Source organism: Brucella sp. RRSP16, assembly GCF_052246815.1.
GTDB lineage: Bacteria > Pseudomonadota > Alphaproteobacteria > Rhizobiales > Rhizobiaceae > Brucella > Brucella intermedia.
The window spans coordinates 83,444-96,675 of the sequence record NZ_JBQQAM010000001.1 but is presented as its reverse complement, the minus strand read 5'-3'; the positions used below and the strand labels follow the sequence as shown (position 1 = coordinate 96,675).

Here is a 13,232-nt window from a genome sequence, read left to right as displayed (position 1 = left end):
ACCGGTTTTGGAAGGGCGAGGATCGGGCCTCCGGCGGAACAAGTCTTCCGTGAAAGGGGCATTGATCGACAAATCGAAAACCGGCCCTCGTGGCCGGTTTTTATTTGCACATTCCGTTCCTATGTTGTGAACTTGGCGCGTTGATCCAGACACACAATGTTCAGGAGGATGGCATGAGCGGGACGATTGAGATTCGCAAGGAAGACAGTTCCGACGGCGGGCGCTATGCGGCTGTTCTCGACGGCAGTGAAGCCGAAATGACCTATACGAAGCTTGGCCCCTCGCTGATATCCATCGACCATACTTTCGTGCCGGACTCGATGCGCGGTAAAGGCGTCGCGCAGGCGCTTGCCAAGAACGCTGTTCTGGACGCCCGGCGAAGCGGATGGAAGATCATCCCGCGTTGCAGCTTCATGCATGCGCAGGCGATGCGCCATCCCGATTGGTCGGATGTTCTGGGCAAGGAATAGTCGCTGAACGATGGCCTATTGCAGGTCGCGGATGCGGCGCGCCAGGCTCTTGGGGCCGGCCTTCCTGCCTTTTCCTGCATCCGCCTTTTCGGCTGCCTCGAGAATTGAATGGATCGGCGAGCCCGGTCCTTCCTTTTCGGCGGTCGCCGCTACCATGCGGGCGGCAAGTGCAGCCATTTCTTCGCGAAGGACTGCATTCTCGCGCTCGATTTCCGCCAAATCGGGACTGTCATCCACGCCAGCTTTCCGGCGGCTGTAGCGCTCGATTTTTTCCTGTGCATCGGAAAGCTCGGAAATCAGCTTCTCAAGCTTCTGCTGCAACTCGCTGTTGCGCCGCTTCTCGCTTTTCAGCTCCGTCTGCGCCGAGGTCAACTGGGTGGAAACTTCGTTGTAACGGGCTGCGGCTTCCTTGCGATCTCGACGCATTTCGGTCATCTCGTTTGTCAGACGGCTGTATTCCGTCTCGCTTCCACTTATCTCGATACGCAATGTATCGGCCAATCCCTCAAGCGCGGCGTAATGGCTTTGCATCCGTTCCAGTTCAGCCTGGAGGATTTGCGCCTTTTCCAGCGCTGTATCGCGCGCGCTCCCGGCTTCTTCCGCCATCCGCTCGTGTTCTGCAAGCTGCTTCTCGATATCAGCCTGACTTGCCTCAAGCAACGGAATGCGTTTCATCTCTTCATATTGCCGGGCGAGCAACACCTTCTGCTCGGCATTCTTCTGGCGTTCAAGCTTCAGCAATTGTTCCTGCCTGCTGACCGCAACGGCATATTCTGCGCGCAACCCGTCACGATCGGCGCGAATCTCGGCGAGTGTGATCGGCAGTTCCGCCTGGACCTGCCGCCGCGCCAGAAAGAAGGCACGCCGCCAGACCGAAGGGCCGAGCAGCACCACGACGAAAACCGTCACAAGAACGCCGAATATGAAAAAGAGAGCGGACTGGATCACGGTTTCACATGGGCCCGAGCGGTTTCAGACAAGCATTTACTATTCATAGTGCGCAGCCGACCGTCTTTCCAGCCAGCAAAACAATCACCGGCTGAAAAGGCATTCATTGGCAACCAGGCCCTAGAACGGGTTCCAGGTGGGAGCACCAGACAGCTTCAGGTAACCGATATTCACGCCCAGCCTCGCGCCCACGCCGGTACGGATCGGCACAAGCATGATGTTCTCGCGCTTGAGGACGTTGAAGCCGACACCGGCAACGACATAGGCGGAGCCTGCAACACCGGCGTAACGACCGTAAAGGTTCTGGATGTCGTCGAGGTTATAGACGAGCATCATCACGCGAGAACCCTGCCCGCCGAAATCCCAGCCAAGCGAGGGGCCCTGCCAGAACGTCTTATGGTCGCCCGCATTCTTGGTATAGAGCGTGCCTTCGCCATAGGTCAGGCCCCCGATGAAGGCGCCGGAACCTTCCTCACCAAGAATATAGCCGTTGGGCAGACCAAAACTCTGGAACGCCTTCTCGACCGCGCTTGCGATTCCACCCGAAGCCGACCCGAAGAACCTGTGACCAGATTCGACGATTTCCTCGGCAGTGTATGTGTTCTGTGCCCTGGCCTGATTTGGCAGGGCGATGAAAGAAACAAACAGCGCCGCAAAAAACGCAACGAAGCACGCCGCATTGCGGAACCTGATTTGCGACAGGGATTGTGTGGCCATGTAAAATTCCTTTTGGCTCTCCGCTCCTCTGTCTGACGGCCCTGTTAAAAAGCCAGACCACGTCTCTTACGGACATTTTGGTCGAATCGCGCCTATTTTAGACCCGAATTTATTGTCCAAACCTTTAAGCACTGAAATTGACTTTACGAAGGCACGGAATTTCTCCCATGGTGTGAAGCTGTGGAGGTAGCCCGACGGATCAAAAAGAGAGCTTTGTTGCGGCGGTCCGATGGCGCGTGTATCCAGTTAAATCGATATTCAGGGCGATTCGCCCATCTTCATGCAGCGCGCAAACTCTGGCTTTGCGGGCTGTCTCGTTAACCGATAACGATCCTGTTATCCGACCCGCTCGGAGGCCGGGATCAATCCGCGTTCCGGAGAAAACGCCATGCCAATGCCCGTTACCCTTTCCGCACTCGACCTCGGTGCGCTTCTGTGCAGCAGGATCTGTCATGACATTATTTCGCCGGTCGGCGCGATCAACAATGGTCTGGAACTGCTGGAAGAAGGCGGAGCCGAAGAAGACGCAATGGCGCTCATCAAGTCGAGCGCCCGCAACGCCTCCGCCCGGCTTCAGTTTGCCCGCATCGCTTTCGGCGCGGCAGGCTCGGCTGGCGTACAGATCGACACCGGCGACGCGCAGAACGTTGCCACCGAATATTTCAAGAATGAAAAGCCGGAATTCACCTGGGAAGGCACCCGGGTCCTTCTGCCCAAGAACAAGGTCAAGCTGCTCCTCAACATGCTGCTGATCGGCAACGCGGCCATTCCACGCGGCGGTTCGCTAGCCGCGCGCCTTGAAGGCGGCGACACCGAGCCGCGCTTCGTCATCACCGTGAAGGGCCGCATGCTGCGCGTTCCGCCCAAATTCCTTGAGCTTCACTCCGGCGCAGCTCCGGAAGAGCCGATCGACGCCCATTCCGTCCAGCCTTACTATACCCTTCTGCTGGCCGAAGAGGCCGGCATGAAGATTTCAATCCACGCAACCGCGGAAGACATCGTATTTTCTGCTGAATAAGCGTTTGCGAGCGCGGGACCAGCCCGCGCTCGCACTGGCAAACCATCATAAAACCCTCTATCAGACAAACATGCATTTCCGATGAGGATTTGCCTCAAATGTCGTCGAAGGCGCGGCGATCATCACATATCTGCAAGGGGGGTCTGAATGGCGAATGAACCAATGGCAGCTTATTGCCTGCTGGTGGATGACTCATCGGTCATTCGCAAGGTCGCCCGCCGCATCCTTTCCGAAACCATAGCCGAATTTGCTGAAGCCTCGACCGGCCGGGAAGCGCTCGAAACCTGTTTTTCGCGCATGCCCGACGTCATGCTGCTCGACTACGACCTGCCGGACATGACGGCATTGGAAGTCGTGACCGAACTGCGCGCCATGCCGGGCGGCGACAAGCTGCGGATCATCCTCTGTCTTTATGAACTCGACGTCACCCGCATCATGCGGGCGAAGCGCGCAGGCGCCAACGGCTATATTCTCAAGCCATTCGACCGCGCCTATCTCACCGAACAGTTTGCAGGCGTTCTGTCCGCCTGAAAGCCGGGGCAAACGGTCACTCCAAAAAGCAAAAGCTCCGCGGAAGCGGAGCTTTTTACATTTCGAAGCCTGTTGCGGTCAGGCGCTTTCGCGCATTTCCGCATCCGGCTCACGCAGCACATAACCGCGACCCCAGACCGTCTCGATGTAGCTCTGGCTACCGGAAACAGCATCGAGCTTCTTGCGCAGCTTGCAGATGAAGACGTCGATGATCTTCAGTTCCGGCTCGTCCATGCCACCATAAAGATGGTTGAGGAACATTTCCTTGGTGAGCGTCGTGCCCTTGCGGAGCGAAAGAAGCTCCAGCATCTGGTATTCCTTGCCGGTCAGGTGAACGCGCTGGCCGGCGACTTCCACCGTCTTCGCATCCAGATTGACCACGAGGTCGCCCGTCGTGATTACCGACTGCGCATGACCCTTCGAACGGCGCACGATCGCATGAATACGTGCGATCAGCTCGTCCTTGTGGAACGGCTTGGTCATGTAGTCGTCGGCACCGAAGCCCAGACCGCGAACCTTGTCCTCGATGCCGGCCATGCCGGAAAGGATAAGGATCGGCGTCTTCACCTTGGACAGACGCAAGGTGCGAAGAACTTCATAACCAGACATATCCGGCAGGTTCAGGTCCAGCAGGATGATGTCGTAATCATATAGCTTGCCGAGATCGATGCCTTCTTCGCCCAGATCGGTCGTGTAGACATTGAAACTCTCGGACTTGAGCATCAACTCAATGCTCTGTGCGATAGCACTGTCGTCTTCAATCAAAAGGACGCGCATCTCTTATCCCCTTTCCGCAGCCGACCCGATGTCCCTCACGGCAGCACACGGAACTATCGTTGCCTTTGCATGAAGGTGCCAGCAAATGGTTAACAAAATATGATTCTGCTTGGCAAGCATATTTCTGCCCTGTTTAGAAAATTCTCTTACGCGCCTGAATCATAAAGACATTCTCTTCCTCACGACTCTAAAGCATCGCATTAAGAATCTTCGCTAAGCGATTCATCTGACTCTAGCTTTCGCCTGTTGCCGAAAAACCACACGAGGTTTACCGAGCCTTAAGTCCTAACGCGTATGATTAACTTCGCCGGTAAAGGAATGGTTACCAAACGAGCGAATTCTTAACTTTTTGTTTCGCTTATTGAGCCATTTCGGAAGAACGGTTGCGATGATTTCCCCTTCAGGGGCTTGAATTCGCAAGGAGATTCGGGTGCAGGCCGGGTGCGTTTTGCTCGTTCACACCTGTTAATAAAGTCGGGGGGAACGCCCCAACACATGAAAGCTGGTTGGTGTTCAAGGAGTATTGCGTATGAAGCCACGTGAAAGCCTAGTCAGGCTGAAACTGTTCCAGGTGAAGGAAAAACGCCGTCAACTGGGCCAGCTCGACCTGATGATCGGCGAGTTCGAACGGATGGCCGGAGAACTCGACGCCCAGATTCTATCGGAAGAGAAAAAAGCTGGCATCACTGACATTAATCATTTCGCTTATCCGACCTTCGCCAAGGCGGCTCGCCAGCGGCGCGATAACCTCTTCGTATCGATTCGCGACCTGATGTCCCAGAAGGAAGCGGCCGAAGCCGAATTGTCGGCGGCGGAAACCGAACTGACGAAAGCCGAAGCGCTTGAAGAACGCGACGGCGGCAAGGCTCCGAGGGAAGTGATCGAGCGCCCGGTCAACCAGCGCCGCGCCATGATCGGTTGATCAACGTTTCGTTTCTCAACCTTGCCCAACGATGAAAAACACCGCCTCGCAGGCGGTGTTTTCGTGTTCTCCCGATCAAACCGGCCTCCGGTCAAATCAGCTTGCGCGCTTGATCCGCAACTGGAAACAGTTGTTGCGCGCAGATCGGACGTCGACGAAACTGATTTCCGGGCGACCCAGCAGGTCGGCGGCATAATCTGCCAGATCATCGCGCTCGACGACTTTCCCCGTTCCATATTTGATGCGGTGGTTTTCGGTATAGCCTTTCAGCAGATAATCCTTGCTCGATTCCAAAATGGGCGGAACACCTTCTCCAGTCCAGACCTCGCAGGGGTCGGCACACAAAAAGACCGGCCCGGTTTCAGCATAGGGCTGAACATCGGGAAAAGGGCGATAGGCGAGAATGAGCATGCCCGCTCCCTTTGGTACGAAGTCAAGGCAATGGCGGCAGGGGTTGCCGTCTCCGTCGGAAACCGTTCGCTCCGGCGCACAGCCATAAGCATCCTTGCCACCGGCTTGCAAAGCACGCACCGCGTCGCTCGGCATTGGAAGATACTTTAGTTTCATCACCCTTCTCTCCGTTGACTGGCAATTGGCGTGAACGCCGCATGGACAGGGCCGCCCATGCTTCACGCGCCGCCTCTCAAACTGCCGATGGAGAAGCTGACGAACCATCCGTTTCTTCCGATCAAATGCGACAATTGCCAAAATCTTTTGCAGTGAGCTGGAAGGAGCGTGGAGATTTGGGCAAAGCCGTGCAAATCTTGGTTTGCATCGCTCCCGGGCCGGATGTAGTGAAAAGACATAATGCAGAAATCCTCCCCCTCCGGGCCGAATTCGGCCTCCAGAAAATTCAGCGTCAGGACCTTGCCGATACCAGCCCAGTTGGGTCTTCTGGTCGTTTTTTCCGCCATCCTGATCTTTGCAGGGGAAAAGCTGCAACTGCCTGCCGCGATGCTTCTGGGCGCTATGCTTGGCGCAATCCTGATGGCTGCGGGCGAAAGCACGTTGCGGGTCCACCGCTGGCTGTCGCTCGCAGCACAGGGCGTCGTCGGCTGCCTCATCGCCCGTTCGATCACTGCCGAGTTCTTCACCAGCATGGGGCAGCACCTGCCCGTCATCCTTCTATCCGTGGGTTACGTGCTTTTTGCCAGTACCTTCATCGGCTATCTGCTGGCGCGGTTTCGCATTCTGCCAGGAACAACCGCCGTATGGGGGGCTTCCCCCGGGGCGGCCACGGCAATGACACTGATGGCGGAATCCCACGGCGCGGATGCCCGCCTCGTCGCCTTCATGCAATATCTGCGCGTGGTGCTGGTGGCCACAGCCGCTTCGCTGGTCCTGCGTCTCAGCACAGGCGTGGAAACCGTTGCACCTGCCGAAATCATATGGTTTCCACCTGTCGATTGGTCCACCCTCGGCCCGACACTGCTGCTGATCGTTTTCGGCGCGTTCCTCGGCGAACTCCTCCGCATTCCGACCGGTGCGATGCTCGTGCCGCTCATACTGGGCGCGTTGCTTCAAGACACCGGCTTCATCACCATCGACCTGCCGCCATGGCTGCTCGCGGTCAGCTATCTGCTTATCGGCTGGCGCATCGGCCTCGGCTTCTCGCGCGCCATCATCGCCCATGCGGCGCGCGCGTTTCCGGCGGTGCTGACATCCACGTTGCTCCTCATCGCCGTCTGCGGGCTGTTCGGCATGGCGCTCGGCCTTGTGCTGGGCCTCGATCCGTTGACAGCCTATCTCGCTACCAGTCCCGGTGGTGCGGATACGGTTGCAATCATCGCAGCATCGAGCAATGTCGACCTGCCTTTCATCATTGCGATGCAGACAAGCCGCTTCTTCATCGTGCTTCTGGCAGGTCCGGCCCTCGCCCGCTTCGTGGCCGCGCGCATCGACAAGCGGTTGAAGAAAAAGAACCTTTAAAGCGGCTCCTGTTTTCCCCCGGTATGGTCAGGACCGCTCTTACCGGTTTCAGGCATTTCACGACGCAAATGCCCTGGCAGCCCGATTGCCGAAAATAGCGAGGCCGTGTTACGTTTCCGCCATGACACAGGTTTGCACCCATCTCATGTTTCAGGGCAGTGCAGGCGCGGCGCTGGAAACATATCGTTCGATCTTTCCGGACTTCCTGATCGAGTCGATCAAAACCTATGACGAAGCAAGCGGCAGCCCCGGCAAGGTGCAGATTGCCCGCGTGACCTTTGCCGAACACCGGCTGATCGTGATCGACAGCCCCATCCCGCATCAGTTCGATTTCAATCCGTCCGTATCGCTGTTCGTCGACTTTCATGATGAGGAAAGCCTGACCGGCGTTTTCGAGAAGCTTTCGGAAGGCGGCGAGACATTGATGCCGCTTGACAATTATGGTTTCAGCAAGCTTTTCGCCTGGATCAAGGATAAATACGGTGTTTCCTGGCAACTGAACTTGCAGGCCTGAAACATAAAAAAAAACCCGGCTTTCGCCGGGTTTTTCGTTAGACAGACAAGAACGATCAAGCCTTTTTGCCGTGGAACCCACGGATGGCGCCAATGATCTTGTCCTGATCAGCTTCCGACAGATAGGGGTGCATCGGCAGGCTCAGAATGCGGTTCGGCAGGCTTTCCGAAACTGGAAGACCGCCCGGCGCAACCGGATAGTGCTTGTATGCGGTCTGCTGGTGCAGCGGCTTCACATAATAAATGACCGAAGGAACGCCTTCCGTCTGAAGATGCGCCTTCAGGCCGTCGCGGTTATCGCTCTCGATGGAATACTGTGCCCATGCCGAGCGATTGCCAGCCGGGAGCGCCGGAACCTTGACGACGTCCTTCAGCGCTTCGTTGTAGCGCTTGGCGATGCGGTCACGTGCTTCCATTTCGTCTTCGAGGATTGCAAGCTTTTCCAGAAGAACGGCGGCCTGAATGGTGTCCAGACGCGAATTGAGCCCGATACGAACGTTGTCGTACTGGGTTTCGCCCTTGCCGTGGAACAGGACCGAACGCAGCGTGTCGGCCAGTTCGGCATCGTTGGTGAACATCGCGCCGCCGTCGCCATAGCAGCCGAGCGGTTTGGCGGGATAGAAGCTCGTCGCGCCGACATGGCCGAAAGCACCGCACATGACGTTATCGCGCTTGCCGCCGATCGACTGCGCAGCGTCTTCGATGACGAACAGGTCTTCGCGATCCGCGATGGCGCTGATGCGGTTATAGTCGGCAGCCAGGCCGAACAGATCGACCGGGATGATCGCCTTTGGCTGCAGGCGGCCTTCCTTGCGGATGGCGGCGATGGCAGCTTCGAGCTGCTCGACATTCAGATTGTAGCTTTGCGCATCCACGTCGATGAAGACCGGCTCGGCGCCCACCAGTGCAACAACTTCCGCCGTGGCAGCGAAGGTGAAGGACGGAACGAAAACGGCGTCGCCCGGTCCGATGCCGCGCGCCATCAAAGGCATCTGCAAGGCATCGGTGCCATTGGCGCAGGCGATGACGTGTTCCACGCCCAGATATTCGCCAAGCTTCTTTTCAAACTCGGCTACTTCCGGTCCAAGAATATAACGGCCTTCCGCAACAACCTTGGAAATGGCGGCATTGAGACGGTCTTCGATACGCGCGCGCTGCGCTCCAAGATCAATAAACTGCATGTTGGCTCCAATATATCTGGCCCGCACAAGTCGATATGCGAATCCTCGGCAACCTGTTTATTCGCTTGCGCCCTGCCCCGCTATGGCCAGAGCGTTCAAAGTTTTGCGATTCCTGTAACACCGCTTGACGCAGGTTACCGGGCCCGCACACCCCACATTTTTATTGCGGGTGCCTGACAGTACCTTCCGTGAGAATGCGCAGCACGCTGATTGCTTCCTTGCCGTCGGTGCGCGGATTTTCGCGCGTCTCGATGCAATGCATGAAATGCTGCAATTCGCGTGTCAGCGGCATGCCTTCTTCAACCGGGATGTAGACCGGCTCGACGGATTTGAAAGACCACTGGTCGTTTTCCCGCCAGACTTCATGATTGTAGAGCGCAAGCTTGCGATCCCACGGCTCGCCATCGTCGAACACCGCCATGCTTTTCGTGCCGGTGACCGTCAGGCGGCGTTCGCGATAGGCATTCAGGCGCGACGCAAACAGATGGCCGCGGATGCCATTGGGAAAATCGAGATGAAGATGGGCTATATCGGTAAGGTGATCGAGCGTCGCCACGCCTTCTCCCCGTACCGCGCTCGGCTCTTCTCCGGTAATAGCCAGGATCATCGAAAGATCGTGCGGCGCAAGATCCCACAATGCATCGAACGTATTGTGGAACTTGCCGAAACCGACGCGATGCGAATGCACATAGCGAATATCGCCAAGCTCGCCGCTTTTCACCATGTCGAGCAGCTTCTCGAAAGCCGGGTGGAAACGCAGCACATGGCCGACCATGAACACGCGACCGTTTTCACGGGCGGCCTCGACTTCGGCTTCCGCAGCCGGAATGTCGAGCGCGATCGGCTTTTCGACCAGTACGTCCTTGCCGCACTTCACTGCCTGAATGGCGTATTGTGAATGGAACTGTGCCGGCAATGCCAGAACGATGCCGTCAATGTCTGGACGCGTGAACAATTCATCGACGGGAATGTTGGGAACATTGAACTCCGCCGCGAAGCGTTCTGCCTGTTCTATTCTTGCGTCGGAAACTGCCTGAAGGGCACCGAGGCTCTTCAGGGTACGAATGTGATTGCCGCCCCAATAGCCGCAACCCAAAACCGCAATACGAGGTGCCATAAAACCATGCCTTTGCTGATGCCAAGTTCCTTATCGGTGCAATGATAGAAAACAAGACGAAAGCTATGCGAAGAGTGCTTGACAGCTTTTCATTCCGCACATATACCGCCGCCATTCCTTGCAGGAACAACGATTTGTCCCACCGGAAACGGCGATCATGAAGTTGTCTCTGTAAAGCGACGCGTGGCGGAGTAGCTCAGTAGGTTAGAGCAGAGGAATCATAATCCTTGTGTCGGGGGTTCGAATCCCTCCTCCGCTACCATTCTCTTTCTCCAGCGATAATCCGAGTTTGGCGGCATCCCGGTTAACGGTGGGTTTTGCGCTTGGAACACATCGTTCGAACCCTGACCATCGAACGACAAACTCAATTGGCAGCAGAAGCAATGATGCGGCACAGCCCTTCGCGTACGACGGACTTGCTGGTCGCCTGTCCCGCCTGAATGGTGAAGATCGCATCGACGCGCGTGCTCTTGCCCTGCGCCCGGGCAGTGACGCGCAAGGTCTGGATTCGGCCCGATCCGGTCGTTTCCTGAAAAGCCTCGATAGAAGCGAGTTGCTTGTTCACCTTGATGCCCGAAAATCCTTCGGCGGCAATGGCTTGCGCCAGACGCTGCAAGGCGGCCGAAGACTTCACGCCGGTAAAGCTCTGTGTCGAGCGATAGCTCACGGATGTTACCAGCGGAACGCCATCGGATTTGAAATTCTGTTCGCACGAAGCCGCAAAGCCCACTCCGCCGGTGGCAAGGGTCAACAGACCCGCAAACAGAAACACCCGCATTCATTCCTCCTTCAACCGTGTTCAACCATCGTACTATTAGATCGTCGCAACTGCTTCGCCAACGGGAAGTTGATGCCCATGCGGCAACACTTCACTGGATTGTGGCCGGTGCAGCGACTATATCCGCGCCAGAGCCCGTTTTCCCGGCGAAAAGATATCAACAGGCGACATGACCGTTCTCATCAATCAGCCTCACCCATCCATCGACCCGGCTTCAATCGAAAGACTGGTGACGACGTTCTATGGACGCGCGCGCGAAGATGCAGTCATCGGGCCGATCTTTGCCGATGCGGTCGATGATTGGGATCACCACATCGCGCAGATCGCCGCGTTCTGGTCGTCGGTCATTCTCAAGACCGGCAATTACGAAGGCCGCCCCATGGCCCCGCATCTGAAACTGGGACTGAAGAACGAACATTTCGACCGCTGGCTCGACCTTTTCGAGAAGACTACGCGCGAAATCTTTCCGCCGGAAGCTGCAATCATCTTCATCGACAGGGCTCGCCGAATTGCCGACAGTTTTGAAATGGCAATCGCTACAAATACGGGACAGATCGCCGCGCCGCGGCATTCGCGCCGTCCCCTTTAACCAAAAGAGCACGCAACTCTTGCGGGCAATGCCACATATCTTGTCATTGAATATTTAACTATATAAGCACGTCTTCAGAACAGGCGGGCCGCAATGCCTCTGCGTCAACAGAAAATAAAGGCTTGCGGGAGCAGAAAAAGCCGGACGCATACTGATGTGTTTGCGATGTTGCTAACATTCGCAACATATCACTTGCATAAAGAGACAGAATTTCGAACAGTTGCCGCAGCTTTTCGAGAGGCTTGAGAGATCGTGCCGTCGCATCAACCCAGACGCGAACCTTCGACTCGAGCGAATAAGCAGGGAGTTAGATTATGAATGAATCCATTCGCGAACTTTTGGCCAAGGTCGGCGGTCTGCCGGGACCGGTGACGGACATTGCCGATGATGCCGATCTTTACAGCGCAGGCCTGTCCTCCTTTGCCTCGGTTCAGCTCATGCTCGGTCTGGAAGACAAGTTCGATATCGAATTTCCGGACCAGTATCTGAACCGCAAGTCTTTCGCGAGCATCAAGGCCATCGAACAGACGATCACCCAGATTCTCAAGGACAAAGAGGCCGCATAATGAATGCCGGGGCGGGAAACAGTCTTTCAGAGCGCGCAGGCCGCGTAGCGGCCATAGCGGGTAAATTTTCCGATAGCGTCGATAAGGAAGGCCGCTTCCCGCGTGAAGCAATCGATGCGATGAAGGCCGAGGGTCTGCTTGGCATTCAGGTGCCGAGCGAACTGGGCGGCGAAAGCGCGGAAATCGACCAGATTGCGGAATTGTGCTGCATTCTCGGTCAGTCCTGCGCATCGAGCGCGATGATCTTCGCCATGCATCACATCAAGCTTTCAAGCCTGGTGGAACACGGCCAGACGGTCGAATGGCACCGGGACTTCATGCGCAAAATCGCAAAGGATCAGCTGCTGCTTGCATCGGCTACCACCGAAGGCGGCATTGGCGGCGATCTGCGCAATTCGATCTGCGCTATCGAAGTCCAAGGAGACAAGTGTCGTCTGGAAAAGAACGCCACCGTCATTTCCTACGGCACCTATGCTGATGCCATCCTGATCACATCGCGCTCCCATAAGGACGCCGCATCGTCGGATCAGGTGATGACGGTGTTTCTGAAAGACCAATACACGCTCGAAAAGACGCATGACTGGGACACGCTCGGCATGCGCGGCACCTGCTCGGAAGGGTTTGTGTTCCGTGGAGAGGCCGACAAGGTGCAGATCCTGCCGCATCCTTTCGCGGAAATCGCAGCGCAGTCCATGCTGGCGCAATCGCATACGCTGTGGAGCTCGCTCTGGTACGGGATCGCTGTCGACGCGGTCAACCGGGCGCAGGCATTCGTGCGCGCCGCCGCAAAGCGCAATCCGGGCGCGCCGCAGCCGGGTGCATTGCGTGTCGCCGAAGCGTCCAACATGCTGCAGATGCTCAAATCCGAAATCGTTGCCTGCCTGAAGACCTATCGCGAAGCCAGGCATCATCCCGACAAGCTGGCCTCGATGGGTTTTGCGATTGCGATGAACAATCTCAAGATTGCCGCTTCGCAGATGATCTTGCAGATCATCAATCACGCCATGCTGGTCTGCGGCATCATGGGCTACAAGAACGATACGCCCTTCAGCCTCGGACGCCATCTGCGTGACGCGCATTCCGCGCAGCTGATGATTTCAAACGAGCGCATCCTCGGCAATACCGCCACCATGCTGCTCATCCACAAACAGAACACAAGCCTTTTGGGATAACCGC

16 protein-coding genes and 1 tRNA gene are annotated in these 13,232 nt (G+C 56.7%); 10 read left to right on the top strand and 7 right to left on the bottom strand.

What is annotated here, in order from left to right:
• The first annotated feature begins 173 nt into the window (after positions 1-173).
• Positions 174-470, top strand: a complete 297-nt coding sequence (locus ACS5UA_RS00425) for a GNAT family N-acetyltransferase (protein ID WP_151568544.1) — start codon at positions 174-176, stop codon at positions 468-470.
• A 15-nt stretch (positions 471-485) separates the two neighbouring features.
• On the opposite strand, the gene ACS5UA_RS00420 is transcribed toward ACS5UA_RS00425, so the two are convergent.
• Together ACS5UA_RS00420 and ACS5UA_RS00415 are read right to left on the bottom strand one after the other, a co-directional pair.
• Positions 486-1,394 (bottom strand): hypothetical protein, encoded by a 909-nt coding sequence (locus ACS5UA_RS00420; RefSeq protein ID WP_192798820.1) that lies wholly within the window; start codon positions 1,392-1,394, stop codon positions 486-488.
• 144 nt (positions 1,395-1,538) lie between these two features.
• Positions 1,539-2,135 carry a DUF1134 domain-containing protein gene (locus ACS5UA_RS00415; RefSeq protein ID WP_006467392.1) on the bottom strand — a complete coding sequence of 199 codons (597 nt, stop codon included), beginning with the start codon at positions 2,133-2,135 and terminating at the stop codon, positions 1,539-1,541.
• A gap of 388 nt (positions 2,136-2,523) precedes the next feature.
• Here ACS5UA_RS00415 and chpT point away from each other — a divergent pair, with 388 nt between their 5' ends.
• Together chpT and ACS5UA_RS00405 are read left to right on the top strand one after the other, a co-directional pair.
• Positions 2,524-3,153, top strand: a complete 630-nt coding sequence (chpT, locus tag ACS5UA_RS00410; protein WP_443101080.1) for a histidine phosphotransferase ChpT — start codon at positions 2,524-2,526, stop codon at positions 3,151-3,153.
• A 147-nt stretch (positions 3,154-3,300) separates the two neighbouring features.
• Positions 3,301-3,684 carry a response regulator gene (locus ACS5UA_RS00405; RefSeq protein ID WP_031346816.1) on the top strand — a complete coding sequence of 128 codons (384 nt, stop codon included), beginning with the start codon at positions 3,301-3,303 and terminating at the stop codon, positions 3,682-3,684.
• A 78-nt stretch (positions 3,685-3,762) separates the two neighbouring features.
• Here the strand turns inward: ACS5UA_RS00405 and ctrA are convergent, their stop codons facing one another.
• Positions 3,763-4,461: a response regulator transcription factor CtrA gene (ctrA, locus tag ACS5UA_RS00400; RefSeq protein ID WP_006467396.1), complete on the bottom strand. Its 699-nt coding sequence runs from the start codon at positions 4,459-4,461 to the stop codon at positions 3,763-3,765.
• A 529-nt stretch (positions 4,462-4,990) separates the two neighbouring features.
• On the opposite strand from ctrA, the gene ACS5UA_RS00395 reads away from it, so the two are divergent.
• Positions 4,991-5,383 carry a hypothetical protein gene (locus ACS5UA_RS00395; protein WP_006472627.1) on the top strand — a complete coding sequence of 131 codons (393 nt, stop codon included), beginning with the start codon at positions 4,991-4,993 and terminating at the stop codon, positions 5,381-5,383.
• Positions 5,384-5,479: 96 nt separating this feature from the next.
• Here the strand turns inward: ACS5UA_RS00395 and ACS5UA_RS00390 are convergent, their stop codons facing one another.
• Entirely contained in the window at positions 5,480-5,950 is a 471-nt protein-coding gene (locus tag ACS5UA_RS00390; RefSeq protein ID WP_443101135.1) for a DUF1203 domain-containing protein, read from the bottom strand.
• Between the two features lie 240 nt (positions 5,951-6,190).
• Between ACS5UA_RS00390 and ACS5UA_RS00385 the strand changes: the two genes are divergently transcribed.
• Both ACS5UA_RS00385 and ACS5UA_RS00380 read left to right on the top strand, forming a co-directional pair.
• Positions 6,191-7,312, top strand: a complete 1,122-nt coding sequence (locus ACS5UA_RS00385; protein WP_443101079.1) for an AbrB family transcriptional regulator — start codon at positions 6,191-6,193, stop codon at positions 7,310-7,312.
• A 121-nt stretch (positions 7,313-7,433) separates the two neighbouring features.
• The gene (locus ACS5UA_RS00380; protein WP_006472630.1) at positions 7,434-7,826 is read left to right on the top strand and encodes a VOC family protein; all 393 of its coding nucleotides are present in this window, start codon (positions 7,434-7,436) and stop codon (positions 7,824-7,826) included.
• Between the two features lie 55 nt (positions 7,827-7,881).
• Here ACS5UA_RS00380 and ACS5UA_RS00375 read toward each other — a convergent pair whose 3' ends face one another.
• Positions 7,882-9,006: a DegT/DnrJ/EryC1/StrS family aminotransferase gene (locus ACS5UA_RS00375; protein WP_063620695.1), complete on the bottom strand. Its 1,125-nt coding sequence runs from the start codon at positions 9,004-9,006 to the stop codon at positions 7,882-7,884.
• A 160-nt stretch (positions 9,007-9,166) separates the two neighbouring features.
• Positions 9,167-10,123 carry a Gfo/Idh/MocA family protein gene (locus tag ACS5UA_RS00370; protein WP_443101078.1) on the bottom strand — a complete coding sequence of 319 codons (957 nt, stop codon included), beginning with the start codon at positions 10,121-10,123 and terminating at the stop codon, positions 9,167-9,169.
• Between the two features lie 185 nt (positions 10,124-10,308).
• On the opposite strand from ACS5UA_RS00370, the gene ACS5UA_RS00365 reads away from it, so the two are divergent.
• Positions 10,309-10,385 (top strand) — tRNA-Met (locus ACS5UA_RS00365).
• Between the two features lie 102 nt (positions 10,386-10,487).
• On the opposite strand, the gene ACS5UA_RS00360 is transcribed toward ACS5UA_RS00365, so the two are convergent.
• Positions 10,488-10,901, bottom strand: a complete 414-nt coding sequence (locus ACS5UA_RS00360; protein ID WP_063620691.1) for a hypothetical protein — start codon at positions 10,899-10,901, stop codon at positions 10,488-10,490.
• Positions 10,902-11,070: 169 nt separating this feature from the next.
• Between ACS5UA_RS00360 and ACS5UA_RS00355 the strand changes: the two genes are divergently transcribed.
• The 3 genes from ACS5UA_RS00355 to ACS5UA_RS00345 all read left to right on the top strand — a co-directional run bounded on the left by ACS5UA_RS00355 (position 11,071) and on the right by ACS5UA_RS00345 (position 13,228).
• A complete protein-coding gene (locus ACS5UA_RS00355; protein ID WP_113463309.1) occupies positions 11,071-11,490 on the top strand; it encodes a group III truncated hemoglobin in 420 nt (139 codons plus the stop codon).
• Between the two features lie 314 nt (positions 11,491-11,804).
• Entirely contained in the window at positions 11,805-12,056 is a 252-nt protein-coding gene (locus ACS5UA_RS00350) for an acyl carrier protein (RefSeq protein ID WP_006467457.1), read from the top strand.
• A complete protein-coding gene (locus tag ACS5UA_RS00345; protein WP_443101077.1) occupies positions 12,056-13,228 on the top strand; it encodes an acyl-CoA dehydrogenase family protein in 1,173 nt (390 codons plus the stop codon). Before ACS5UA_RS00350 ends, ACS5UA_RS00345 begins: the two co-directional genes overlap by 1 nt.
• Positions 13,229-13,232 lie beyond the last annotated feature (4 nt).